At 72.3% G+C, this 24,649-nt stretch carries 21 protein-coding genes; 10 read left to right on the forward strand and 11 right to left on the reverse strand.

From position 1 onward, the window contains the following. Positions 1-36 precede the first annotated feature (36 nt). The 3 genes from ACGFNU_RS05205 to ACGFNU_RS05215 all read left to right on the forward strand — a co-directional run bounded on the left by ACGFNU_RS05205 (position 37) and on the right by ACGFNU_RS05215 (position 2,577). Positions 37-1,011 (forward strand): helix-turn-helix transcriptional regulator, encoded by a 975-nt coding sequence (locus ACGFNU_RS05205; RefSeq protein ID WP_392590325.1) that lies wholly within the window; start codon positions 37-39, stop codon positions 1,009-1,011. Then, the gene (locus ACGFNU_RS05210; protein WP_392590327.1) at positions 1,008-2,054 is read left to right on the forward strand and encodes an NAD(P)H-dependent flavin oxidoreductase; all 1,047 of its coding nucleotides are present in this window, start codon (positions 1,008-1,010) and stop codon (positions 2,052-2,054) included. The genes ACGFNU_RS05205 and ACGFNU_RS05210 overlap by 4 nt, the downstream gene beginning before the upstream one ends. A gap of 112 nt (positions 2,055-2,166) precedes the next feature. Continuing rightward, on the forward strand, positions 2,167-2,577 hold the full coding sequence (locus tag ACGFNU_RS05215; RefSeq protein ID WP_392590329.1) for a polysaccharide deacetylase family protein: 411 nt from the start codon (positions 2,167-2,169) through the stop codon (positions 2,575-2,577). Positions 2,578-2,624: 47 nt separating this feature from the next. On the opposite strand, the gene ACGFNU_RS05220 is transcribed toward ACGFNU_RS05215, so the two are convergent. Both ACGFNU_RS05220 and ACGFNU_RS05225 read right to left on the reverse strand, forming a co-directional pair. Then, positions 2,625-3,731: a YihY/virulence factor BrkB family protein gene (locus ACGFNU_RS05220; protein ID WP_392590331.1), complete on the reverse strand. Its 1,107-nt coding sequence runs from the start codon at positions 3,729-3,731 to the stop codon at positions 2,625-2,627. Positions 3,732-3,795: 64 nt separating this feature from the next. Beyond that, complete coding sequence (locus tag ACGFNU_RS05225; RefSeq protein WP_392590333.1) at positions 3,796-5,259, reverse strand: aminotransferase class I/II-fold pyridoxal phosphate-dependent enzyme; 1,464 nt, start codon at positions 5,257-5,259, stop codon at positions 3,796-3,798. A gap of 125 nt (positions 5,260-5,384) precedes the next feature. Here ACGFNU_RS05225 and ACGFNU_RS05230 point away from each other — a divergent pair, with 125 nt between their 5' ends. Next, positions 5,385-5,735 (forward strand): DUF3140 domain-containing protein, encoded by a 351-nt coding sequence (locus ACGFNU_RS05230; RefSeq protein ID WP_392590334.1) that lies wholly within the window; start codon positions 5,385-5,387, stop codon positions 5,733-5,735. Between the two features lie 107 nt (positions 5,736-5,842). Here ACGFNU_RS05230 and ACGFNU_RS05235 read toward each other — a convergent pair whose 3' ends face one another. The 5 genes from ACGFNU_RS05235 to ACGFNU_RS05255 all read right to left on the reverse strand — a co-directional run bounded on the left by ACGFNU_RS05235 (position 5,843) and on the right by ACGFNU_RS05255 (position 9,440). Next, the gene (locus ACGFNU_RS05235; RefSeq protein ID WP_392590336.1) at positions 5,843-6,037 is read right to left on the reverse strand and encodes a hypothetical protein; all 195 of its coding nucleotides are present in this window, start codon (positions 6,035-6,037) and stop codon (positions 5,843-5,845) included. Between the two features lie 32 nt (positions 6,038-6,069). After that, positions 6,070-6,516 carry a MarR family transcriptional regulator gene (locus ACGFNU_RS05240; protein WP_392590337.1) on the reverse strand — a complete coding sequence of 149 codons (447 nt, stop codon included), beginning with the start codon at positions 6,514-6,516 and terminating at the stop codon, positions 6,070-6,072. A 9-nt stretch (positions 6,517-6,525) separates the two neighbouring features. Then, complete coding sequence (locus tag ACGFNU_RS05245) at positions 6,526-7,491, reverse strand: AAA family ATPase (RefSeq protein WP_392590339.1); 966 nt, start codon at positions 7,489-7,491, stop codon at positions 6,526-6,528. A gap of 207 nt (positions 7,492-7,698) precedes the next feature. Next, entirely contained in the window at positions 7,699-8,520 is an 822-nt protein-coding gene (locus ACGFNU_RS05250; protein WP_392590341.1) for an ABC transporter permease subunit, read from the reverse strand. Beyond that, a complete protein-coding gene (locus ACGFNU_RS05255; protein WP_392590343.1) occupies positions 8,517-9,440 on the reverse strand; it encodes an ABC transporter ATP-binding protein in 924 nt (307 codons plus the stop codon). Before ACGFNU_RS05255 ends, ACGFNU_RS05250 begins: the two co-directional genes overlap by 4 nt. A gap of 191 nt (positions 9,441-9,631) precedes the next feature. On the opposite strand from ACGFNU_RS05255, the gene ACGFNU_RS05260 reads away from it, so the two are divergent. Beyond that, positions 9,632-12,358 carry an ATP-binding protein gene (locus ACGFNU_RS05260; RefSeq protein WP_392590345.1) on the forward strand — a complete coding sequence of 909 codons (2,727 nt, stop codon included), beginning with the start codon at positions 9,632-9,634 and terminating at the stop codon, positions 12,356-12,358. Here ACGFNU_RS05260 and ACGFNU_RS05265 read toward each other — a convergent pair. Continuing rightward, positions 12,258-12,653 (reverse strand): AAA family ATPase, encoded by a 396-nt coding sequence (locus tag ACGFNU_RS05265; RefSeq protein WP_392590346.1) that lies wholly within the window; start codon positions 12,651-12,653, stop codon positions 12,258-12,260. The genes ACGFNU_RS05260 and ACGFNU_RS05265 overlap by 101 nt on opposite strands. 62 nt (positions 12,654-12,715) lie before the next feature. Next, on the reverse strand, positions 12,716-15,013 hold the full coding sequence (gene metE, locus ACGFNU_RS05270; RefSeq protein ID WP_392590348.1) for a 5-methyltetrahydropteroyltriglutamate--homocysteine S-methyltransferase: 2,298 nt from the start codon (positions 15,011-15,013) through the stop codon (positions 12,716-12,718). A gap of 102 nt (positions 15,014-15,115) precedes the next feature. Between metE and ACGFNU_RS05275 the strand changes: the two genes are divergently transcribed. After that, positions 15,116-16,021: a LysR family transcriptional regulator gene (locus tag ACGFNU_RS05275; protein WP_392590350.1), complete on the forward strand. Its 906-nt coding sequence runs from the start codon at positions 15,116-15,118 to the stop codon at positions 16,019-16,021. Between the two features lie 50 nt (positions 16,022-16,071). On the opposite strand, the gene ACGFNU_RS05280 is transcribed toward ACGFNU_RS05275, so the two are convergent. Next, entirely contained in the window at positions 16,072-16,968 is an 897-nt protein-coding gene (locus ACGFNU_RS05280) for an NAD(P)-dependent oxidoreductase (protein WP_392590352.1), read from the reverse strand. 130 nt (positions 16,969-17,098) lie between these two features. Between ACGFNU_RS05280 and ACGFNU_RS05285 the strand changes: the two genes are divergently transcribed. Next, on the forward strand, positions 17,099-20,344 hold the full coding sequence (locus tag ACGFNU_RS05285) for a BTAD domain-containing putative transcriptional regulator (RefSeq protein ID WP_392590354.1): 3,246 nt from the start codon (positions 17,099-17,101) through the stop codon (positions 20,342-20,344). A 30-nt stretch (positions 20,345-20,374) separates the two neighbouring features. Here the strand turns inward: ACGFNU_RS05285 and ACGFNU_RS05290 are convergent, their stop codons facing one another. Then, entirely contained in the window at positions 20,375-21,364 is a 990-nt protein-coding gene (locus ACGFNU_RS05290; protein ID WP_392590356.1) for a zinc-binding dehydrogenase, read from the reverse strand. A 184-nt stretch (positions 21,365-21,548) separates the two neighbouring features. On the opposite strand from ACGFNU_RS05290, the gene ACGFNU_RS05295 reads away from it, so the two are divergent. Genes ACGFNU_RS05295 through ACGFNU_RS05305 form a run of 3 tightly spaced genes read left to right on the forward strand, consistent with a single transcriptional unit; the run spans position 21,549 to position 24,648 of the window. Continuing rightward, a complete protein-coding gene (locus ACGFNU_RS05295; RefSeq protein ID WP_392590358.1) occupies positions 21,549-22,772 on the forward strand; it encodes an ABC transporter permease in 1,224 nt (407 codons plus the stop codon). A 14-nt stretch (positions 22,773-22,786) separates the two neighbouring features. Then, complete coding sequence (locus ACGFNU_RS05300; RefSeq protein ID WP_392590360.1) at positions 22,787-23,863, forward strand: efflux RND transporter periplasmic adaptor subunit; 1,077 nt, start codon at positions 22,787-22,789, stop codon at positions 23,861-23,863. A gap of 41 nt (positions 23,864-23,904) precedes the next feature. Further along, positions 23,905-24,648: an ABC transporter ATP-binding protein gene (locus ACGFNU_RS05305; protein WP_392590362.1), complete on the forward strand. Its 744-nt coding sequence runs from the start codon at positions 23,905-23,907 to the stop codon at positions 24,646-24,648. Position 24,649: the final 1 nt, after the last annotated feature.

Consider the following 24,649-nt stretch of genomic DNA (forward strand, 5'->3'; position numbering starts at 1 on the left):
AACCCGCGTGAACGCCCGATGCTGCAGGATTGGCGGATGCTGGAGACGTCCGTACGGCTGCTGAAGCTCCTCTCGTTGCTGCAGGCCCGGCGCGAATGGTCGGGTGCCGACCTCGCCGGCCGGCTCGGCGTGACGACGCGGACGGTGCGCAACGACATCGAACGGCTGCGCATCCTCGGCTACCAGGTGCATTCCACGACCGGTACCGCCGGCGGCTACCGGCTGGGCGCGGGCGCCCAGCTCCCGCCGTTGCTGCTCGACGACGAGGAGGCCGTCGCGGTCGGCGTCGCGTTGAGCACGAGCGCGGCGGGAACGGTCGAGGGCATGGAGGAGACCTCGGTCCGGGCGCTCGCCAAGCTCGAAAGCATGCTGCCGTCCCGGCTGCGCCGCCGGCTGAGTTCGGTGCAGGCCGCGACGGTGTCGGTGGCGAGGCGCGGTCCCGGCGTGGACGCGGCGACCCTGACCGGCATCGCCTCCGCCGTACGCGATCACGAGACCCTCCGGTTCGACTACCTGACCCAGGAGGGCTCGCCGACCGTGCGCTCGGCCGAGCCCCACCGGCTCGTCTACACCGGCCGCCGGTGGTACCTGGCGGCCTGGGACACCGACCGGGAGGACTGGCGGACGTTCCGGGTGGACCGGATGCGGCTGCGAACGCCGAACGGGCCGCGGTTCGCGCCGCGCGAGCCGCCCGAGGGCGACGCCGCCGCCTACGTCCTGCGGGGTGTGAGCTCCAGGGCGCGGAGCCATCAGGCGCGCATCCGCCTGCACGTCCCGCTGGCGGCCGCCACCGAGCGGCTCCCGCCGGAGGCGGGGATGCTGGAGCCCATCGACGAGACCTCCTGCCTCTTCATCGCGGGCGCCGACGACATCCACGACCTCGCCTCGTTTCTGGGCAATCTCGGCTTCGGCTTCAGCGTGATCGAGCCCGCCGAACTCGTCGATCACCTGCGGACTCTGGCGGACCGGTTTCAGAGGGCGGCCACCTCATCGGAGACACTGGACGTGTGACCGAACCGTCCGAAGCGCAGGTGCTGTCCGAAGTGCTCGCGAGCCCCGTCGTGCAGGCCCCGATGGCGGGCGGGGCGTCGGGCCCCGCGCTGGTCGCGGCCGTGTCCGAGGCCGGCGTCACCGGTTTCCTGGCCGCCGGGTACAAGCCGGCGGCACGGATGCGCGAGGAGATCGAGCGGACGCGGAAGGCCACCTCCCGGCCGTTCGGGATGAACCTCTTCATGCCGTCGCACGATCGTGTGGACGAGGCGGCGGTCGCGGCCTACCGGGAGCGGCTCGTCCCCGAGGCCGAACGCCTGGGCGTCGAGCTCGGGGCGGCCGGCGATCGTTCCGATGACTGGGACGCCAAGATCGCCGACCTGCTGGCCGATCCGCCGGCAATCGTCGGCTTCACGTTCGGCTGCCCGGATCCCGAGGTGCTCGCGGCCTTCCGGGAGAAGGGCGTGATCACGATTGTCACGGTGACCTCGGTGCCCGAGGCGCACACGGCGACGGTGGCGGGGGCCGGCGCGCTGTGCGTTCAGGGGAAGGAAGCGGGCGGGCACAGCGGCACGTTCACCGACGCCGGAGACACGCCGCTGCGGGAGTTGCTGCCGGCCGTACGGGCGGCGACCGACCTGCCGCTGCTCGCCGCGGGCGGGCTGGCGACGGGCGCGCACGTCGCCGAGGCCCTCGCGCTCGGCGCGGACGCGGCGCAGCTCGGCACCGCGTTCCTGCGATGCCCGGAGAGCGGTGCGAGCGCCGTGCACAAGGCCGCGCTGGCCGATCCGAGGTTCACTGAAACCGCGATGACCAGGGCGTTCAGTGGCCGGTTCGCGCGCGGGTTGGTCAACCGGTTCATGTCCGAGCACTCGGCGTACGCGCCCGTCGCGTACCCGGACGTCCACTACCTGACCGCGCCGCTGCGCAAGGCCGCGGCGGCGCGCGGGGACGCCGACGCCGTCAACCTGTGGGCGGGAGAGTCGTTCCGCCTGGCGGTGGACGCCCCCGCCGCCGAGGTCGCGGCCCGCCTGCTGGACGAGCTGGCCGCCGCCGCCCAGTGATCGTCCGCGATTGGTACCACCCGCGTATCCCGTCCGGCGTCTCCCAGCGATACCTTTCGCCATGTAGATCATGGAATGGGTGGGCATCGGGGGAGGCCTGGCGGAATGCTGCATGGGAGATGGTTCCGAGGGATTTGTTTGCTGGTGTGCCTGGCGGATCGGGGAGGAGGGGCAGCGGCAGGAGATCTGCGGCCAGCAGAAGATCCTCGCCAAGCGGTACGGGACGCGCCCCGTACTGTTCCGCCCTCCGTACGGCCGGTACGGCGACAGCACCCAGGCGGCCGCCATCAAGTGCGGAGTCCGCGCGATCGTGATGTGGCGCGAGGCCATGCAGATCAAGAACATGCAGTACGGCGAACCGGACAAACGCCTGCGGCCGGGGGACATCATCCTGGCCCACTTCCGCGGTCCCGCCGAGCTCAAGGGCAAGACCATGACGCAGATGTTCACCAACCTGCTCAAGCGCGTCCGTGAGCAGGGCTTCGCGGTGGCCCGGCTGGAGGACTACATCCAGATCCGCTAGAGCCGGACCCAAGCCCGGATCCGGCCCCGGATCCGGACCCGGACCCGTCAGACTTTGCCGAGGCCGCCTTCGCGGTCGTCCATGTCATCGATCTTGCGGGTGTCGCGCGGTTCGGCGTACGGCTGGGCGTCCTCCGGCACGCCCTCCTCGATGCGCCGCGCGCGGACGAGTTCGGCGTCGAGTTCGGCTCCCAGCAGGATCGCCACGTTCGACACCCACATCCACACGAGGAAGATGACGACCGCCGCGAGCGCGCCGTAGGTCTTGTTGTACGAGCCGAAGTTCGCCACGTACAGCGCGAAGACCGCCGAGGCGGCGATCCACGCCAGGATCGCGAAGGCGCTGCCCGGCGTGATCCAGCGCCAGCCGGGCTGCCGCACGTTGGGCGCCGCCCAGTAGAGCGTCGCGATGGCGACCATGACCACCAGCAGGATGACCGGCCACTTGACGATGCCCCAGATCGTCACGAAGGCCGAGCCCAGGCCGAGCAGGTCGCCCGCCCATTCGGCGAACCGGCCGGTGAACGTGACCGCGAGCGCGCTGGCGCCGAGGAGCACGACCATGGTGAGCGTCAGCGCCAGCCGCAGCGGCGCCAGCTTCCACAGCGGGCGCCCTTCCGGCATCTCGTAGATCGCGTTGACCGCCCGGATGAACGCCGCGACGTACTTCGACGCCGACCACAGCGCCACGACCAGGCCGATGGCCGCGAAGACGCTCGCCGTCGGCGCGGTGCCCTCCAGGCTCTGGATGATGCTGACCGCGGTGTCCCGCGCCTGCCCCGGTGCGAGCTGCCGCACGTTGTCCACGAGCGTCTGCGTGCCGGAGACACCGGACATCCCGACCAGTGAGACGACGACGATGAGGGCGGGGAACACAGACAGGATGCCGTAGTAGGTAAGCGCGGCGGCCCAGTCGACGAGGTTGTCCTTCTGGAACTCCGTCGCGGTTCGTTTGGCGACGCCCCACCAGCCCCGCAGGCCGATCTGCGTCGGCTTCTCCGGAGGCTTCTCCTGCCGTCCCTCCTGCGGCTGCGCGCCCTTGCCCGCCGCCTTGTCACCGGCGGCCTTCTCGCCCGCCGCCTTGTCATCAGCCGTCATCTCGGCAGGCACCTCTGCTTCGGTCGCCTTGCCGCCAGGCGTCGTCTTCTTGGCCACTGGAACCACCTCCTTGCCGCGTGGCGGAGCCCTTACCCGCTCAACCCGAGGGGATGCCGAGGAGTCAGGACTCGATGTAGGCCCGGACGCTGTCCAGGCCGGGATCGGCTGCGTCCGGCACGACCATTCCGGCGGCCACGCCGCTGCGCAGGTAGTCCATGACGGGGGCGGTGATGCGTTCGCCGGGCAGGACGACCGGGATGCCCGGCGGGTAGGGCGTCAGCATCTCGGCGCTGATCCGCCCGACGGCCTCGCCGGCGGGCACCTGCTCGGCCGGTCCGAAGAAGGCGTCGCGGGGCAGGACGACCAGTTCGAGCTGCAGCTCGTCCGGATCGGCGACCTTCACCTCCGGCCCTCCCCGCAGCTCGGCCGCGTGCTCGACGAGGTCGCGCAGCGCGGTCAGCAGGGTGGCGGCCGTGTCCTTGTCGTCGGCGTACGTCAGCTGGGCGCTGATCCGCCGGTGGTCGGACAGGTGCAGGTTGATGTGGTGGTGCTCCCGGATCCAGTCCGCCGCCCGGTAGCCGAGCACGCCGAGCTCGGAGATATCGATGATCACCTGGAGCGGATCCAGGGCGAACGCCTTGCCGGGGCCGACGAACTCGTCCCGGTTGACGTGCATGCCGGGCAGACGTTCGATCTCCTGGCGCACGTCGGCGGCCAGATCCAGGGCCGCCTGCAGCAGTTCGTGGCCGTGCTCGACCATCTGGCGCCGCCAGCCGTCCAGGCCCGCGTACAACAGCACGGACGGGCTCGTGGTGCCGAGCAGGTCCTCACGGGCCTTCAGGACGGTCGGATCGACCAGGTTCCCCTGCTGGTGGAAGACCGAGCCCTGTTCAAGGCCGCTCCCCATCTTGTGGACGCTGGTCACGCAGACGTCCGCGCCCGCGTCCATCGCCCATGACGGCAGATCGGGGTGGAACGGAAGATGCGCGCCCCACGCCTCGTCCACGATCAGCGGCTTGCCTTTCCGGTGGCAGACCTCGGCGATCTCGGCCAGGTTGGCGCAGGTGCCGTACGGCGTGGGGCTGGTCACCAGCGCGCCACGGGCGTCGGGATGCTGCTCGAACCGTCGCGCGAACGCCTCGGGCGACGGCGGATGCGCCAGATTGCGCTCGGCGTCCCAGCTGGGCTCCACCCAGATCGGCCGCACCCCGCTGAGGATCAGCCCCGAGATCACCGACTTGTGCGCGTCCCGGCCGATGATCAGCTTCTCGCCGGGGCCCGCGACCGACAGCATGGCCGACTTGACCGACAGGGAGCTGCCGCAGGTCGAGAAGAACGTCTGCTCCGCGTGGACGGCGTCGGCCATCAGCTCCTGAGCCCGTTCCAGCACCTTGTGCGTCGACCGCCGGTCGTCCAGCCCGGAGACGGCCAGCACGTCGTGCGTGAAGACCGCGTCACCGAGCGCCTCGCGCACGCGCGGGTCGGCCCCACGCCCCTGCTTGTGCCCGGGCGGGGTGAAGGGAGTCTCGCCTCGACGGTGGTATCCGGCGAGCGCGTCCAGTACGGGAGTCTCCGAGTGGTCCATACGCTGCACTTTCCCGTCCAGCCCGCCGCCTAACTTTGCCTCCGTCCGGCAGGCGTTCGGCCGGGGTCCGGCAGGATCGGATCATCGGGCCGAATGCCTCCGCCACCCTCGGGTAGGGGGCGGGCATGAAGGAACGAATCCCTGGCGAGACGGAGCTCCTCTGGGAGGAGTTCCACCAGATCGTCAATATGACCTCGGACGAATTGCGGACCTGGCTCCTCACCGACGCCTCGGGAGAGGACGCGCTTCCCGCCGACGCGAAGCTGCCGGAGCTCGGCACCCGCGTGCTCGACGTGCTCCGCAAGCGCAAGGTCGATCTCACCGGCGCCGACACCGACACCATGCGGCAGGTCGTGGACTTCGTCGAAGACAGGCTGGACGGCAAGTCGCCCGGCGCCGAGCAGGACGACCGCTGGCGGCGGGAGCTGATGACCGTGGGCCACGACCCGCTCAAGCCCGACCCCTCGTCAGCCTGACCATCAGCCTGACCGGCGGTCCCTGAGCCGGCCGCCATCGACCTGAGCAGCGGTTCCTGACCTGGGCTGAGAAGCCCAGGTCAGGGCCTGGCTGGGCCCCTTCGGGATCAGGGCCCCTTCGGGATCTCCGTCTGCGGGCTGTAACCGTCGTCCTCCCCGCCGGGAGCGTCCGCCGTGGCGTTGGGCGGATCGGTCGGGCCCGGCGCGTGCTCGTCGGCGAAGTCGGGCTCGGCGTCCTCCTGCGGCGCGTTCGCCTCGGCACGGCGGTCGGCCAGGGACTTGTCTTGATCCTTCTCGTCCATGGCCCTGTCCTGCCCACGGAGGCGCCGGGCAATCAACCGTCCAGCGCGCGCTCGTACGCGAGCAGGGTGTCGACGAACAGCCTCCGCTGCTCGGCCGTCAGGGGGTCGAGCGCGCGCCGCCAGGCCTCGACGCCCCGGCCGAGCCACTCCTTGATGGCCGGCTCGTGGGCGGGGGCGATGCTCACGATCGTCCGGCGCCGGTCGTCCTCGTCGGTCCGGCGGTCGAGGATGCCCTGCCGGCCCAGCTCGCCGATCATCAGGCTGACCGTCGCCGGGGTGACCTCCAGCCGCGCCGCCAGCTCGTTCACCGTCATCGGGCCGTCGAACAGCAGGTAGGCGAACAGCGAGAGATGCCGCGGCGCGAGCGAGAAGGACGCGAGCCCGTCGGGCACGCCGAGCTTCTTGGCCCGCCCGACCACCCGGGGCATGAGCAGCAGCAGCGCGCGGATGCCAGACTCGACGTCCAGTCCATCGTCCACACGGCGAGCCTATGTGAACCCGTCGGCCACGGTGGCGGCGAGCATGAGGAACGCGTCGCGCGTCCCCGGCGCGAGCAGGTCGAGGTCGACCTCCGCGTCCGCCGCGAGATGGGCGTCGAACGGCACGTCCACCACGGCCCGGCACCGCTGGTCGAAGTGCGCGCGCAAGGCGCCCACGTCGACCCCCGTCCCCCGTCCCGGCCGGATGCTGGACAGCGCGACCGTCGCCGACCGGGCGAGGTGGTCACGACCGTGCGCCTCCAGCCAGTCGAGCGTGGCACTCGCCGACCGCGCCGCGGCGACAGACGGGATGGTGACCAGCACGATCTGGTCGGCCAGATCGAGGACCGCCCTCATCGCCGAGTGCAGCAGCCCGGTGCCGCAGTCGGTGATGCAGATGGAGTAGTAGCTCTCCAGCAGCCCGACGACGACGCGATAGTCCTCGTCCGTGAAGGCCCTGGACAGCTCCGGATCGCGCGCCGACGCCAGGATTTCCAGCCTGCTGCCCGACTGCGAGGTGAGCGCCCGCACGTCGGCGTAACGCGGCGTCTTCTGGCTCGCCATCGCCAGCAGGTCCCGCACCGACGCGGACGTCTCTTTCCGCACCTTCTCCGACAACGTGCCGTGATCGGGGTTGGCGTCGATCGCGATGACGCGGTCTCCCCGCATCGAGGCGAGCGCCGCCCCCAAGCCCACTGTCGTGGTGGTCTTGCCCACGCCGCCCTTGAGGCTGAGGACCGCCACGCGATGGTGCCCGCCCGCGACCGGCGTGCGGACCCGCGCGACCAGCTCCCTGCGCCGCGTCTCGGCCGCCGATTCGGGCGGGTGCACCAGCCCGCGCGAGAGCCGATGGACGGCTCGCCGCCAGCCGTGCTCCGGCACGTCCCGCCGTCCCGGCAACAACCGGTCCGGCGTCAGCGCGTCATCAAGCCTGGGCGCCGCCGGCTCCTTCGGAGGAGGGGGAGGAGGGGGCACGTACAGAGAAAGCGGAACCGTGACGTCGCTGGGGCTGGGCGGTGACCCCAACGGCCGGTCGAAGTGCGTCAAGATGCCTCCCACAGAAGTTCGGCTACCCAGAGTAGCTGTTCACTTGCGCACCGTACGCCAGTCAAAGGTTGTTAAACAGAAGCATCGAGTCCCCTGACGGGGCGTCAGGGGACTCGGGCTGATGACGTTTCGGGGTCAGGCGTCGCGGCGCTTGAGCAGGAACGCCGCGATCACCAGCAGGGCGGCGGTCCACAGGCAGAAGACTCCGAAGCCCTGCCAGGGCGTGAGGAGGTCGTCCGGGGCCTGCTTGGCCTGCCCGATCAGGTGACCGGCCTCCGTCGGCATGGACGCGTGGAGGTAGTCGCCGGCCTTGCCGGGGAGCAACTGGACCAGAGGGGCCAGCACGAGCACGAAGCCGATCACAGCGGTGATCCCGCCCGCCGTGTGGCGGATGATGGCGCCGATGGCGAGCGAGAACAGGCCGAGCACCGCCAGGTAGAGACCGCCGCCCACGACGGCCCGGAGCACGCCGGGGTCGCCCAGCGAGACCGAGACCTTGCCGCTCAGCATCGGGGCGCCGATGAAGAACGAGGCGAACGCGGCGACGAGGCTGACGGCCAGCACCAGCAGGCTGAACGCCACCGCCTTGGCGGCGAGCATCGGCAGCCGCCGCGGCACGGCCAGCAGGCTGGACCGGATCATGCCGGTGGTGTACTCCGACGAGATCACCAGGACGCCGAGGACGCAGACGGCGAGCTGGGCGGTCAGGAAGCCGCTGCCGAGGATGACCGCGACCGGGTCCGCCACGATCTGGGCCTTGTCCTCCTCGCTCGTCTGGTCCCACTGGGAGACGCCCACCCCGACGAACAGCGCGGTGAAGCCGGGGAAGAGCACGGCGAGGATGACGAGTGACCAGACGGTCGACCGGACGGAGCGGATCTTGGTCCATTCCGACGACAGCAGCTGGAGGAACCCGGCTCGGGCCGCGGGGACGGTGGTGGCGGTGGCGGCGGTCATGCGGCACCTCCCTTGTTCTTCGCGGCGTCGTACTCCAGGGTCTCCCGGGTCAGCTCCATGAAGGCCTCTTCGAGCGAGCCGCGCCGCGGGGTGAGCTCGTGCACCACGTGGCCGCCGGCGGCGGCGAGCTCGGCGATCCGCGCCGCCTCCATGTTCGCGACGATCAGCTCGCCGGTGCCGTTCCGGGTCACCGTGCCGCCCTCCGCCGCCAGGGCCTCGGTCAGCCGCTCGGCGTCCGGGCTGCGCACCAGGACCGTCTGGTCGGTGCTGCGCTCGATGAACTCCTCCGTCGAGCAGTCGGCGACGAGGCGGCCCCGGCCGATGACGATGAGGTGCTCGGCGGTCACGGCCATCTCGTTCATCAGGTGGCTGGAGACGAACACGGTCCGGCCCTCGGCGGCGAGCTCCTTCATGAGGGTGCGGATCCAGACGATGCCCTCCGGGTCGAGCCCGTTGACCGGCTCGTCCAGGATGAGCACGGACGGATCGCCGAGCAGGGCGGCGGCGAGCCCGAGCCGCTGCCCCATGCCCAGGGAGAAGCCCCCGGCCCGCTTGCGCGCGACGTCGTGCAGGCCGACCAGGCGGAGGACCTCCTCGACGCGTTCCTTGCCGATGCCCTGCGTCTGGGCAAGGCACAGCAGGTGGTTGTAGGCGCTCCGGCCGGTGTGGACCGCCTTGGCCTCCAGCAGCGCGCCGACCACCCGGAGCGGCTGCGGCAGGTCCCGGTAGTGCTTGCCGTCGATGGTGGCGTCGCCGCCATGAGGACGGTCGAGCCCCAGCAGCAGGCGCATGGTCGTCGACTTGCCGGCGCCGTTGGGGCCGAGGAACCCGGTCACCTTGCCGGGCTTGACGCTGAAGGAGAGGTCGTCCACGGCGGTCTTGTCGCCGTAGCGCTTGGTGAGGTTCCTGGCTTCGATCATCCGTTGCGTCCTTAACCGTGCCGCTCGTAGGACTCCGTCACTGGGCGATGCCGATGCGTGCACGACGCTACGGACCGGGGGCCGGGCTTGGCTTCTCGAAATCTGACCGATCGTGAATGGATCTTTTCTCCGTGTCTCGGAGCCGGTCAGGACGAAGATCGCGTTTCCGCGGGGTCAGTAGGGTTGCGGGCATGCGGCTGTACGGGCGTGACGAGGAGCAGGCGACGATCGAGCGCCTCCTCCAGCACGCTCGCGCGGGCCAGAGCGGGGTCCTGGTCGTTCGGGGCGAGGCGGGGATCGGCAAGTCGGCTCTGCTGGGGGTCGCGGAGAGCTCGGCCACCGATATGCGGGTGCTGCGCGGAACCGGTGTCGAGCATGAGAGCGGCATGCCGTACGCAGGGCTGCACCTGCTTCTGCGTAGATATCTCGACCGGATCGACACCCTTCCGGACGGCCAGGCGAAGGCCTTGCGGGGGGCGTTCAACCTAGGGACCGGCGACGAGACGCGCGGCGACCGGTTCCTGGTCGGGCTCGCGGTGTTGACGCTCTTCTCGGATCTCGCCGACGAACGACCCCTGCTGTGTCTGATCGACGACGCGCACTGGCTCGACTCCGCCACCGCTGAGGCGTTGCTGTTCGTGGCCCGCCGGCTGGAGGCGGAGCCGATCGTGATGGTGCTGGCGGTGCGCGATCCGGACGCGCCCGAGTTCACCACGCAGGGATTGCCCGAGCTGCGGCTGCGTGCCCTGGACGAGCGGGCCGCCGCCGAGCTGCTCGGCGACCGTGCCGGTGAGCTCTCCGCGCAGGCCCGCAACGAGGTTCTCGTCACGGCGATGGGCAATCCGCTGGCGCTGCTGGAGCTGCCCGCGACGCGTCCCGAGATGTCGGCGTCGACGGGGCCGTCCGCCGGGCCGTCCACGACGTACACGAGGCTGCAGCGGGCGTTCGCCGAACGTGTCGCGGCACTGCCCGAGCCCACCCAGCTCGTCGTCCTGGTCGCCGCGCTCGACGACCGGAGCGAGCTGTCGATGATCCTCTCGGCGGCGGCGCGGCTCGGAGCCACGGTCGCCGACCTCGAACCGGCCGAACGCGAGCGGCTGGTGCGCACCGCGGAGGGCAGGCTGGAGTTCCGCCACCCGCTCATCCGCACCGCAGCGTACGAGGAGGCGACGCTCAGCCGCCGCCTGAGCGTGCACAACGCCCTCGCCGAGGCCTACCGCGCGGCGGGCGACCGCTGCCACTTCGCCTGGCATCTGGCGAGCGCAGCCACGGGGCCGGACGCGAAGACCGCGGCCGTCCTGGAGGAGACCGCGGAGCTCGAACGTGCCGGCGGCGGTCACGCCTCGGTCGCCGCCATGTACGAGCGTGCCGCCACGCTCTCGCCGGCTCCGGGGGAGCGCGGCCGGCGCCTGTCGGCGGCGGCCGTGGCGGCCGCTGACGCCGGGTTGTCCGAGCGGGCGATCTCGCTGGCCGAGCGTGCCATGGCCGATGTGACCGATCCCCTCGCGCGGGCGGGCCTCATGCTGCTGCGCGCCGGGCTGGCGGACGAGCAGGACCGGATGAGGGAGGCCCACCGGCTGCTGAGCGACACAGCCGAGTCGGTGGCCGGCCTCGACGCGCGGACCGCGGGATACCTGTTCTTCCAGGCCGGTGCGGCCGCCGCGAACACGGGTGACCGCGCCCTCCTCGACCGCACCGCGACACGGGCCGAGGAGCTCGCGATGCCGAACGCGCGGCTCGTCCGCGCGCTGGCCAGGGCGTTCACCGGGCTCAATCCGGACGGGCACGCCGACCCCGCCGACGGGATCGCGGCCCTGCGCGAGCTCATGGACAGTACGGGCGCCTGCCTCGCGCCGCGCGACGCCGTCCGGACCGTGATGTGGCATCTGATGAGCGGCGACCTCGACGGCGGGCTCGAAGCGGCGCTGGAGCTGGAGAGCCGTTACCGCAGCGAGGGCGCCCTCGGCCTGCTCTCGCTGGTGCAGATGCCGCTGGCACGGTTGCAGCTGATGCTGGGCCGGACGCGCGACGCGCTGACGACCGCGACGGAGGGCCTGCGCCTCGCCGCCGACACCGGCCAGCACCGGATCCGGGTCTACCAGGCCACGACCCTCGCGCAGCTCGCGGCGATCCAGGGGGACGAGCGGCGGTGCGAGGAGCTGGCGGCCGAGGCGCTCGAACGGGGCCTGCCGCCCAGCGACGTGCACGCCGCGACCGCGTTGAGCCTGCTCGACCTGGGGCTGGGCCGTCACGAGGCGGCCCTCAACCGCCTGGCCGGTGTCGTGGCCGGGACGAGCCGCGCGGGCGTGATCGCCGCCATTCCCGATCTCGTCGAGGCGGCCGTCCGGGTCGGCCGGCCGGACCGGGCCCGCGAGGCCGCACGCTGGCACCACGACTGGGCCGCGCAGGTCGGGCAGCCGTGGGTCCGCGCGATCGCGTCGCGGTGCGCCGCGCTGCTCGCCCCGGACGACGAGGCCGGACCCCTGTACGAGGAGGCCGTCCGGCTGCACCTCCAGGGCGGCCCGCCGTTCGAACAGGCCCGTACCGAGCTGCTCCACGGCGAGTGGCTGCGCCGGTCCCGGCGGCGCAATGAGGCGCGCGGCCACCTGCGCACCGCCCTGGAGATCTTCGAACGGCTCGGCGCGGAGCCCTGGTCGGAGCGGGCCCGCGCCGAGCTGCGCGCGGCCGGGGAGAGCCTGGGCGACCGCCCCGAGGGCCGGCCGGACGTGCTCGCCCTGCTGACCCCGCAGGAGCTCCAGGTCGTCCGGCTGGCCGCCGCGGGACTGAGCAACCGGGAGATCGGAGCCCAGCTGTTCCTCAGCCCGCGCACGGTCGGCTATCACCTTTACAAGGCCTATCCCAAGCTGGGCGTGGCCTCCCGAGGTGAGCTGGCCCGCCTTGAACTGGGCGGCTCGTAGATCTGTCAGCGTGCACGGGTGTGCGCCGCTGGGGCTCGGGCAGCGCATCGAGGAGCCCGATCACAGGCCACAACAACTGATGCAACGCAGCGAAAGCCAGCCCCGCCTCGGGCTCCACCCCGCTCGCCCGCAAGACCCGCATCTCCGCGCCAGCGGCTGTGGCGGCCTGGTCGAGCAGCGCCGACTTGCCCACGCCTGCCTCGCCGCGCAACACGAGGACGCGGCTCGTGCCCGCGCGGGCGGCGGCCACCACCTCGTCGATCGCCGCCCGTTCCGTCCCCCGCCCATGCAACATGTGCCGATTCTGTCGCAGGCGCGCAGGTCACCGGGCCACCGGGAATGCATCCCGGTGCCCCGTCAGCGAGACACGGCAAGGCGTTCGCGGAGCCGGGCGGTAGCGGTGACGACGTTGGCGAGGGCCGCTTCGACCTGCTCGTACGTGCGGGTCTTGAGGCCGCAGTCGGGATTGATCCAGACCTGCTCCGCGGGCAGGACGCCCAGGATCGTCTCGACCAGCCCGGTGATCTCCTCCGCCGCAGGGACTCGCGGCGAGTGGATGTCGTAGACACCCGGGCCGAGGCCGCGGCCGAAGCCCGCCATGGCCGGATCGGCGAGGACGCGCGCGTTGGAGCGGGCCGATTCGATCGTCGTGACGTCGGCGTCCAGGGCGTCGATGGCCGTGAGCACCTGGGCGGCGTCGGAGTAGCAGAGGTGGGTGTGGATCTGGGTGCGGTCGGCCGCGACGGACGTGGCCCGCCGGTACGCGCCGACGGCCCGGGAGAGGTAGGCGGCCTGGTCGGCCCGGCGCAGCGGCAGCAGCTCGCGCAGCGCGGGCTCGTCCACCTGGATGATCGAGACGCCCGCGGCCTCCAGGTCGGCGACCTCGGCGCGGATGGCGTCCGCCACCTGGTCGAAGACGGTCTTCAGTGGGCGGTCCTCGCGCACGAACGACCAGGCGACGATGGTCACGGGCCCGGTCAGCATGCCCTTGACCGGCTTGGCGGTCAGGGACTGCGCGTACCGCGCCCAGCCGACCGTGATCGGGGCAGGCCGGCCGACGTCGCCGTGCAGGATCGGCGGACGCGTGCAGCGGGAGCCGTACGACTGGACCCAGCCGTGCCGCGTGATGGCGAAGCCGTCGAGATGCTCGGCGAAGTACTGCACCATGTCGTTGCGCTCTGGCTCGCCGTGGACGAGGACGTCGAGGCCGAGCCGCTCCTGGAGCCGGACGGCCCGTTCGATCTCGACCTTGACGAGCCGTTCGTAGCGTTCGGCGGTGATCTCTCCGGCGGCCAGCGCCGCGCGGGCCGCCCGGATGTCGCCGGTCTGCGGGAACGACCCGATCGTGGTCACCGGCAGCGGCGGGAGGCGCAGGTGATCGGCCTGCGCGGCGGCGCGCACGGGATGTGGGCTGCGCTCGGCGATCTGATCCGAGGCGGTGCGTTCGGCAAGCTGATCCGGCGCCTGCGGCCGCCGCCGGGCGGGCGGGGCCGTCACGGCGTCGTCGGGCGCCGCCGCCAACAGCCGGGCGAGCTCGACGACCTCGCCCACTTTCTGGTCGGCGAAGGCCAGCCGTTCGCGCAGTGCGGGATCGAGGCCGGGCTCCAGATCCAGGTCATGCGGGACGTGGAGCAGCGAGCATGAGGTGCTCACGGTCACCTCGCCGACCTTGCTCCTCAGGAAACGCAACGTGTCCAACGCGTCGTTCAGGTGTGTGCGCCAGACGTTCCGGCCTGGCACGACACCGGCCACGACCGTCTTGCCCGCGAGTGAGCCCAGGTCGAGCCTGGTCAGCACGTCGCGTCCGCGGTCGAGATCCAGGCCGACCGCCTCGACGGGGCAGTCCGCGAGAACGGGCAGGGCGGCGTCCAGGCTCCCGAAATAGGAGGAGACGAAGAGCCGTGGCCGTTCGCCGAGCCCGAGGTCGAGACCGCCGAGCCGCTCGTACGCCACCCGGACGGCCACCAGCTCCTCGTCCGAACGATCGGCGACCAGGGCGGGCTCGTCCAGTTGCACCCAGTCCACGCCTTCGGCGGCGAGCGCCGTGAGCAACCGGGCATACACGTCGAGCACGTCGTTCAGCCGATGCAGGGGCGTGAAGCCGTCCGGGCTCCCGGCGGACGCCTGCGAGAGGAGCAGGAAGGTCACCGGCCCCAGCAGCACCGGCCGCGTCGGGATGCCGAGCTCCCGCGCCTCGGCGACCTCACGGAGCGGCTTGTCGTCCGCCAGCCGGAAGGCGGTCTCCGGACCGATCTCCGGAACGATGTAGTGGTAGTTGGTGTCGAACCACTTGGTCATCCGCAGCGGCGCCACGTCGTCGGTGCCGCGCGCCATCGCGAAGTACACGTCGTCGGCCGCCCGATAGCGCTCGGGCACCGCGTCCAGCATGAACGCGGTGTCGAGCACGTGGTCGTACAGCGAGAACGTGTTGGACGGCGGCGTCTCCAGCCCCAGCTTGGTCAGCCGCCGCCAGGTGGCCTCCCGCAGCCCGCGACTCGTGGAGGCCAGGTCGTCACGGCTCGATCGGCCGTTCCAGTACGACTCCAGGGCCCGCTTGAGCTCGCGGTGCGGTCCGATCCTCGGATAGCCGAGGATCGTGGCGGCGGGAAAGGCGTCCTTCGGCGCGGCGGGGAAGGCGTTCGGCCCGGCGGTCATGCGATCTCCTTCGAATGCGGCGATGGCGAGGAGACGCAGTGTGCACAGTCCGATCCAGGCCTGCCCGATCTATCAGCGCCGGTTATCGCCGACACTGGTCGCATGGCCTCAGAAGGACCGCCGCTGCGCGACATCGGATGCTTCGCGGCCGTCGCGCGCAGCCTGAGCTTCTCGCGCGCGGCGGCCCGGCTCGACATGTCGCAGCCGGCGGTGAGCCAGGCCGTCGCCCGCCTCGAACGCGCCCTTGATCTGCGGCTCTTCGAGCGGACGAGCCGCGAGGTGCAGCTGACGGCGGCGGGCCGGACGCTGTTGCCGCATGCCGAGGCCCTTCTGGAGCAGGCGGCCGCGTTCTCGGCGGAGGCGAACCGGCTGGCCGGTCCCCAGGGGAAGTCGATTCGTTTCGCTTATGACCCGCTCGTCGGAACGCTCGCCGCGCAGGTGGCCCGGCGCCTCGCCCGGCATTCGCCGGACGCCGAGGTGGAGCTGCGCCCGGCGAGCTGGGCCGAGGCGACGGCCGAGCTGGTCCAGGGGACCGCAGCGGTCGCGATCATGAGTGCGCCGTTCCCGCCGGGGCTCGCGACCACCGCGCGGTTCCATGTGCCCGTCACACATCTGGCGGTCCCGGCGGGCGCGCCGCTGGCCACCGCCTCGTCCGTCCGGCTGGAGCAGCTCACCGGGCACCCGGTGCTCCTGCCGCGCGCCCTGTGGGTGCAGCTCCCCGGGCGGCTGCGTGCCGCCCTCCAGTCCCAGGTCGCCGCGCACGACATCGACGACCTCGCGGCGGCCCTCGACCTCGTCGCCGCCGGGCGGGGGCTGATGCCGGCGCCGCGCCTCCTCGCCGAGACGGTGCGCCGCCCCGACATCGGCTTCCCGCCGCTCGGCGACGGCGACCTGGGCGGCCTCCGGATGACGTACGGGCTGGTCTGGGACCGGGAGAACGCCTCGGCGCCGGTGATGGCCCTCGTCCAAACCGTCCAGGAGGCCCTCCGCCGCCGAGGCGTCCCCTAGCGCCAAGGTGCCCTAGCGCCGGAGGCCGTCTCTTAGCGGCGCGACAACCTCTATGCCTTGGCGGGGGTCTTGAGGGCCTCGAAGAGGCTGCCGAGGCCGTCGGCTCCGTGACCCATGTCCACCGCGCGCCAGAACAGGTCGCGCAGTGCCGTCGGGTACGCGGTGTCGAGGCCGGCGGCCCGGCTCGCCTCGACGACGTGGTCCGAGCTGACGGCCTGCATGAGCAGGCTGTTGAGCTCGCCCGGGTACTCCCGCTTCTCGATCTCGGCGGTGAGGATCTTCACGAAGCCCATCGGGCCGTCGCCGGCGAGGTCGCCGATGGTCGCCGCGCCGTACGGCCGGAAGGTCTCGGGGGCGACGCCCGCCGAGCCGACGAGCGCCACCGCGTGCATGTAGCTGGCCAGCGACGACCAGAAGATGAACAGCTGCGCCGTGTAGAACAGCATCGCCAGGCCCTGGTCGGCACCCACGTACGTGACGTCCGTCAGCACCTTCAGCGTCTCGCGGTGCTTCTCCAGGACCGCCTCGGAACCGCTGTAGAACGTGTACGCGCCCGGCTGCCCGATGCCCGGCGGCGGGACCATGATGCCGCCGGTGATCAGGTCGGCGCCGTGCCCGGCCGCCCACGCGCCCGCCGCCCGCAGCTTCTCGGGGGTGTCGGAGCTGAGGTTGACCAGCACCCGGCCCTCGAGCGAGCCCGTCGCGGAGCCGATCGAGTCATACATCGCCTGGTAGTCGATCTGGCTGATGATGACGAGGTCGTTCGCCGCCAGCGCGTCGGCGGGGGTCGCGGCGAGCGTCGCGCCCTGGGCGACCAGGGGGGCGGCCTTGCTCGCCGTACGGTTCCAGACCGTGACCGGGTGACCGGCCTTCAGGAACGTCTCGGCCATCGTCGCGCCCATCGGGCCCAGCCCGATGACCGTCACGGGAGTCTTCTGAGTCGTCATCGTCTTCTCCGTAGTAGTCGTCGTCTCTGACGTTGCGGCTCCACAGTGCGGCGGAGCGCTTCGGGTCCGCTTCCAACGCGCTACGGGTCGCCCGGAGGGGAGTGTCCGAGTACTCCATTAACCTGGGGGAATGCGCTTCGGGGTGCTCGGTCCACTGGCCGTCTGGACGGATGAGGGGACGCAGGTCAGGGTTCCCGAGGCCAAGGTCCGCGCCCTCCTCGCGGGCCTGCTGGCGCAGCCGGGACGGGTGGTCTCGACCGACCGGCTGATCGACGATCTGTGGGGTGACCGGCCGCCGCGCAATCCCCTCGGGACGTTGCAGGCACGGGTCTCCCAGCTCCGCCGCACCCTGGCGGACGCCGAGCCGGGCGGACGCGACCTGGTGATCTCACGTGCGCCCGGATACGTCCTGGAGACCGCGCCGGACGCCGTGGACGCCCGCCGTTTCGAGGCCCTGGCCGGGCGGGCACGCGAGGACGGAGACCCACGGTCGCGGGCGGCCCTTCTGGCGGATGCGCTCGCACTCTGGCGCGGCCCCGCGTTCGCGGACTTCGCCGACGACGAGTTCGCCAGACCCGCGATCGTACGTCTCGACGAGCAGCGGCTTGCGGCACTCGAAGCACACGCCGAGGCGCGCCTGGAGCTCGGTGAGCACACCCTGCTGACCGGAGAGCTGGCCGATCTCGTCGAGCGCCATCCGCTCCGCGAACGGCTCCGCGCCGCGTACATGCGCGCCCTCTACCGGGCCGGGCGCCCGAGCGAGGCGCTCGCGACGTACGGGGAACTGCGCGACCGGCTGCGCGATGAGCTGGGGCTCGACCCCGGCCCCGAGCTGGCCGCGCTCCACCAGGCGATCCTGCGGCAGGATCCCGCGCTCACCCCTGCCGCCGCCGTGACGGCGACCCGCGCGCCCCGCCTGCCCGCCGCGCTCAGCGACCTGATCGGCCGCGCCGAGGCCGTCAGCGAGGTCGGCGCGCTGCTGAGGACGGGCCGGTACGGCGGGCCGCGGCTGGTGACGCTGACCGGACCGGGCGGGGTCGGCAAGACACGGCTCGCGATCGAGACCGCAAAGGAGGCCGACGGCGCGTTCCCGGACGGCGTCTGGCTGGTCGAGCTGACCGCGCTCGCGCCCGGCGGCCGCGAGGTCGCCGAGCTGGTCGCAGCGACCCTGGCCGTCCGCGAGGAGAACGCGGCGGGACGGGCGGCCACCGGGGAACGGCCCGAGCCGTCCGACCGCCTGGCCGACGCCCTGGCGGCACGGCGAGCGCTGCTGGTCCTGGACAACTGCGAGCACGTGATCGAACCGGTAGCGGAGCTGGTGGAGCACCTGCTGAAGGCCGCTCCCGAAGTGCAGGTCCTCGCGACGAGCCAGGAACCGCTGGGCCTGGCCGCCGAACGCGTCATCGCCGTACCGCCGCTCGACCTGCCAGACAAAGCCGCCGAATCGCCAAAGGAATTGCAGGAATTCAGCGCCGTACGGCTGTTCGTCGCACGAGCCGAGGCGGCCGCGCCGGGCTTCGTCTTCGACGCGGAGAGCGCCCCCGCGGTCGCGGCGATCTGCCGCAGACTCGACGGCATCCCGCTGGCGTTGGAGCTGGCCGCCACCCGGGTCCGCCTGCTCGGCGTCCACGAGCTCGCCGCCCGCCTCGACGACCGCTTCCGGGTGCTCGCCGCCGGGCACCGGGGCGCGCCCGCCCGCCAGCAGACGTTGCGCGCGATGATCGACTGGAGCTGGGAGCTGCTCTCCGCGCCCGAACGCGTCGTGCTGCGCCGCCTGGCCGTGCACTCCGAGGGCGCGACGCTCGACAGCGCCGAAGCCATCTGCGCGGACGGGGACGTCCGGGCCGGGGAGATACTCGACGTGCTGGCCCGCCTCGTGGACCGGTCGCTCGTCGTCACCGCCCTTCCGCACGGGCCTCGCTACCGCCTGCTGGAGTCGGTGGCCGCGTACGCCCTCGAACGACTGGGAGACGCGGGCGAGGAACGGCTCGTCCGTCAGAAACACGGCCGCTTTTACGCGGACCTGGCCGAACGGGCGGCGGCGGGGCTGCGCGGGCCGGAGCAGCGGCGATGGCTGGAGCGGCTCGACGCCGAGAGCGCCAACCTGCGAGCCGCCCTCGACCACGCGGCGCGGGACGGCGACGCGCGCCTCGCGCTCCGCCTCGTCAACGCGCAGGCATGGCACTGGTACCTGCGCGGCCGCTTCGGCGAGGCCCGGCGGTCGCTCGACCGCGCGCTCGCCGTCGAGGGCTCCGCGCATGAGGACGGAGCCCCGGCCGCAGTACGCGCCGCGGCGGTGACCTGGCGCGCGGCCATGGCGATGATCTCCGGGGACGGCGCTGATCCGACCCGGCTGATCGAGACGGCGCTCCGCTCGTACGACGGCGTGGACGATCCGCGTGGCCGCGCGATGGCGGAGTGGTTCCTGAGCTTCGTGCACTGGGCGTACGGCGACATGGCGGAGACCACGGCGCGGGTGGATCGCGCGCTCGCGACCTTCCGTTCGCTCGGCGACCGCTGGGGCATTGCGGCCGCTCTGAGCACGCGGACGACCCTGGCGGCGATACCCGGAGACCTCGCGCGGGTCGAGCGGGACGGCGCGGAGAGCCTGGCCCTCTTCGAGGAGCTGGGCGACGCCTGGGGCCGGCTCACCGCCATGGACCCGCTCGAACGGGCCGCCGAGATCACCGGTGACTACGAGCGGGCCGGCCGGCTCCGCCGGGAGGGCGTCCGCATGGCCGAGGAGCTCGGCCTGTGGCACGAGGTCTCGTTCAAGGTCGCCGGGCTCGGCCGGATCGCGCTCCTGACCGGCGACCTCGACCGGGCACGGGGGCTGCACGAACGTGCCCTGCGGCTCGCCGTCGAGCATTCGAGCAGGTCCTCGCGCGAGTTCGCCGAGATCGGCCTGGGGATGGTGGCCCGCCGCCAGGGCAGGCTGGACGACGCCGAAGCGCACCTGCGCAGCCCGCTCGCATGGCTCGAACGGGTGAACGGCCGTGCAGGCACGGCGTTCATCACCGCCGAACTGGGCTTCGTAGCCGAACAGCGCGGCGACGCTCGGAAAGCCCTGGCGCTACATCTCGACGGCTACGACGGCGCCACCGCCACAGGTGACCCAAGAGCCGTAGCCCTCGCCCTCGAAGGACTGGCCGGCGCCCAGGCACTGGCCGGTCGCCCGAAGAGCGCCGCGAGCCTCCTGGGCACGGCCGCCGCCACCCGAGAGTCCGTGGGGGCTCCCCTCCCCGCCGCCGAACGCGGTGACGTCGACCGCATCACCGCGTCCGCACGGCAAGCCCTCGGCGAAGAAGCCTTCAAGGCCGCCTTCACCGAGGGCCGCGACCGCACCCCGAACGACCAACGCAAAACCCTCCCCTAAGCCGCGCACCGAGGCCGCTCGCACGTGGGGTTAGGGGAGGAGGAGGGTTTTGCCTACTACGGTGCGGGCTTCGATCGCCGTGTGGGCTTCGGCGGCGCGTTCTAGCGGGAAGGTCTGGCCGATGAGCGGGCGGATCCGGCCCGCCGCGGCGTCGTTCAGGGCCTGCTCGGTGAGCCGGGTGCGGTCGGCGAGGTCCAGCTGCATCTCGGCGATGCCGTGGAGGGTCACTCCCCGCTGTGCGGCCCGCGCCGGGTCGATCGCGCTGAACCCGCCGGTGGGGGCGCCGTGCGCCGACATCCAGCCGCCGTCGGCGACGACCTGGAAGGCGGCTTCGCCGATCTCGCCGCCGACCCCGTCGAAGACGACGCGGACGCCCTTGCCGCCGGTCGCCTCCCGGACGCGCTCGGCCCAGCCGGGCTCGGAGTAGTCCACGACGACGTCGGCGCCGAGGCCGCGCGCGACATCGAGCTTGTGCTCCCCGCGCGCGGCGCCGATGACCTTCGCGCCCGCGGCGTGCGCCAGCTGGATCAGCAGGATGGCCGCGCCGCCGGTCGCGCCCACGACGAGGACGCTGTCCTCCGGCGTGACCTTGGCCCGTTCGAACAGCCCGTAGGCGCTGACACCGTCATGCAGCAGCGAGGCGGCCTCCTGGAGCCCGAGCCCGCTGGGCACGGGGACGAGCCCGTCGGCGGCGGCCACCGCCTGCTCGGCATAGCCGCTGTGCCCCTCAAGCCCGCCCGTGTAGGTGAGGACGCGGCGGCCGGCCCATGCGGGATCGACGTCCTCGCCCACCGAGATCACCTCTCCGGACACACCCCCGCCGGGAGAATAGGGCGGCTCGATATTGAAGAACTCCTGGCCCCAGCCCGAGCGGATCTGCGCGTCCACGAACAACGTGTCCACGGCCGCCACCTTCACCACGACCTCGCCGGGGCCCGCCACCAGGTCCGGTACCTCGCGCGCCACCAGCACTTCAGGTCCGCCGAACTTCTCGGCCTCGATCACCAGCACACCGATCACGCTCCTCTGTTCCGGTCCTGAAGGCAGTCTCGAACCTCAAGTTGAGTTGAGGTCAAATCGTGAGAACGGTCCACTTCGGGCAGGGGCATACTCGGTATGGCATACGCCGAATGGTCTGTTGTATGGTCCTTGATCACTGCATTCCGGGAGTACATTTCGCCGACGCCATGACGGGGGCCCAGCGATGCCCATCTGGGGGATGGTGCTGTCCGCCCTGGCGGAGATCCGCACCAGCAAGGTGCGCGTCACCCTCTCCCTGCTGTGCGTCTCCGCGCTCGTCGCCGTGGTCACCCTCGCGATCGCGCTCGGCGGCCTCGCCCAGCAGTCGCTCGTCCAGGCCTTCGAGCAGGAGGTGGGCCGCCCGGTGACGCTCTCCATGGAGGCGCCGTCCAACGACGGCCCGTCCAAGATGTCCGACGAGGTCATCACCCGCATCGAGGCCGACCTGCGCCGCTACCGGATCGTCGGCAGCCCGATCCGGTCGACCCAGCGGGTCTCCTACCGCCAGGTCCTGCCGGGCGGCACGCGTCCCGTCAAGGCGAGCGACGACCAGGGCGGCATGCTGAACACGATCGGCACCGATCCCCGGCTCGACCGGATCCGCCGGTTCCGGCTCGACGCCGGGCGGTGGCTGGCCCCGGCCGACGCCCAGCGGCTCGAACCGCAGCTGGTGGTGAGCAAGAAGTTCGCCGACCAGCTCGGCCCCGATCCGCTGGGCGCCGTCATCGAGATCGCGGCGCCGCGGACGTGGGTCCGGGCACGGGTCGTGGGCGTCCTGTCGGGCGGGACACCCTGGTCGCCGACCGAGATCTACATGCCGTACCGGGCGATGGTGCGCTGGGACCTCGGCGAGGAGAGCACGTCCTACGTCGTCCGGGTGCCCAAGCGGCAGGCGGACGACGTCCGGGAACGGCTCAAGACCGACGCGTCCGGGACGTGGGGCCTGGGCGAGATCATGATCCAGCGGGACGAGGGCGACACGGGCTTCATCAGCGGCACGGTGGGCAAGGTGCTGGTCGCGTCCGCGGTGTTCCTGCTGATCCTCGGGTCGCTGCCGGTCCTGGTGCTCGGGCTGATGGCGGTGCGGCAGCGCCGCAGCGAGCTCGGCGTCCAGCGGTGTTTCGGCGCCACCGGCTCCGACCTGTTCCTGACCGTCCTGCTCGAGGCGCTGATCGTGTCGTGCGCGGGCGGCCTGCTCGGCATCGGCTCGGTGTACGCGGCCAGCGGGCCGCTCTTCGACTTCCTGTCCCAGCGTGGGCCGTTCGCCAACGCCGATCTGACCCTGGGCTTCCCGTGGCGGGCGGCGCTGCTCGGCATGGGCGTCGCGGTCTGCGTCGGGCTCTTCACCGGACTCATCCCGGCGCTGCGCGCGATGCGGCGTTCGGTCATCCAGGCGATCCGCAGTTAGGGAGACGACGACTTATGCCCCGATGGGCGAACCGCCTCGCCAAGGGCGGCATCATCGCGGTCGTGCTGGCCGCCGTCGGCGGGACGGGCTGGCTCGCCGGGAACGGCGGCGCCACCCCCGAGACCCCGCCCGACTCGCTGCCGGCCGCCGATCTGTCGCCCAAGGAGATCAGCGTCGAGGAGGGGACGATCGTCAGCCGGCTCACCGTCGCCGCGGCGATCAAGGCGGATCCGGCGGTCCCGGTGCGGCCCGCCAAGGCCGGGACGGTCGCCGCCGTGCACCGCAAGAACGGGCAGCGCGTCGCCAAGGGTCAGAGCCTGCTGACCATCAAGCTGCCCGACGCCGATCCGGGCGCCGGCCCGGGCTCGAAGAAGAAGCCGAAGGCCCGCTATCTCGCCGTCGTCGCGCCGGTCGCCGGGAAGGTGACCGAGCTGACCGCGACGGCAGGCCAGGAGGTCGCGCCGTCCGACACGATCGCCCAGCTCGACCGGGGACGTTTCCAGGCGGTCGCGGCCATCGACGCCAAAGAGGTCTACCGGCTCTACAACCGGCCCGAGTCGATCCGGCTGGCGATCGATCATGGCCCGGCGCCGTTCAACTGCCGCCTCCTCGCGTACGGCGTGGGCGCCTCGGGCAAGCCCGCCAAGGGCGGGGACGGCTCGGGGCCGGACGGCGGCGGCGATCCCGGCGAAGGAGGCGGCGGAGGCGAGTCCGTCGAGGTCACCTGCCGCGTCCCGAGAAGCCAGCGGGTCTTCGCCGGGATCCGCGGCAAGATGGCCATCACCACCGACTCGGTCCGCGACGCCGTGGTGATCCCGCTGTCCGCGGTGCTCGGCGAGAACGACAAGGGCCGCGTCACCGTGGTCGGGCCCGGCGGCAAGCGCGAGGTGCGCAAGGTCGAGCTCGGCATCAACGACGGCAAGCGGGTGCAGGTCGTGGACGGCCTGCGCGCGGGGGAGAAGATCCTGGACCGCGCGCCCTCCGACGCCGCGTTCGACGTGCCGAGGGCGCCGGACGAGGGACCCGACGGCGGCCCGCCGGACGAGGGCCCGCCGGACGGGGGCGTCGAGATCATGCCGAGCGGCGAATGACCCCCGAACAGGGCCCGCTGGACATACGGCATCCTCCGCCGATGGCCGCCGACGTCCGGGTCGCGGGCCCGCCGCCCCGCGCCGTGGAGGCGGAGCCGGTCCTGGAGGTCACCGGCGTCACCAAGCGGTTCAAGGTGCGCCGCCGCAAGGAGCTGCTCACCGTCCTGGACGATGTCTCGCTGACCGTCCGCCCGGGCGCGACGGTCGCGATCGTCGGCCTGTCGGGCGCCGGCAAGTCGACCCTGCTGAACGTCCTCGGCCTGCTCGAACGGCCCGACACCGGGACCGTGCGCATGTACGGCCAGGAGACCACGACGATGCGGGAACGCGATCGGGCGCAGTTGCGCGGCGAGACGATCGGCTTCGTGTTCCAGCAGCTCAACCTGTTGCAGCGGCGCAGCGCCCGCCAGCAGGTCGCGGCGCCGCTGCTGTACGCGGGCGGCGGGGAGTTGCGCCGGAGGTACGACCTGGCCGACGAGGCGTTGCGCCGGGTCGGCCTGGGCGAACGTCTGCACGCCACCCAGTCGAGCCTGTCGGGCGGTGAGCAGCAGCGCGTCGCGATCGCCCGCGCGCTGATCCGCGACCCGCGGCTCATCCTCGCCGACGAGCCCACCGGCGCCCTGGACCCGGTGACCGCCGGCCAGGTGATGGACCTGCTGTTCACGCGCGCCCGCGAGGAGGACCACGCCCTCGTGCTGGTCACCCACGACCATGCCCTGGCCGGGCGCGCCGACGCCGTCTACGTCCTCGACAAGGGACGCCTCACCGAGGGCCCACCGGCGTAAC

This window comes from Spirillospora sp. NPDC048911 (assembly GCF_043198015.1).
Lineage (GTDB): Bacteria > Actinomycetota > Actinomycetes > Streptosporangiales > Streptosporangiaceae > Spirillospora.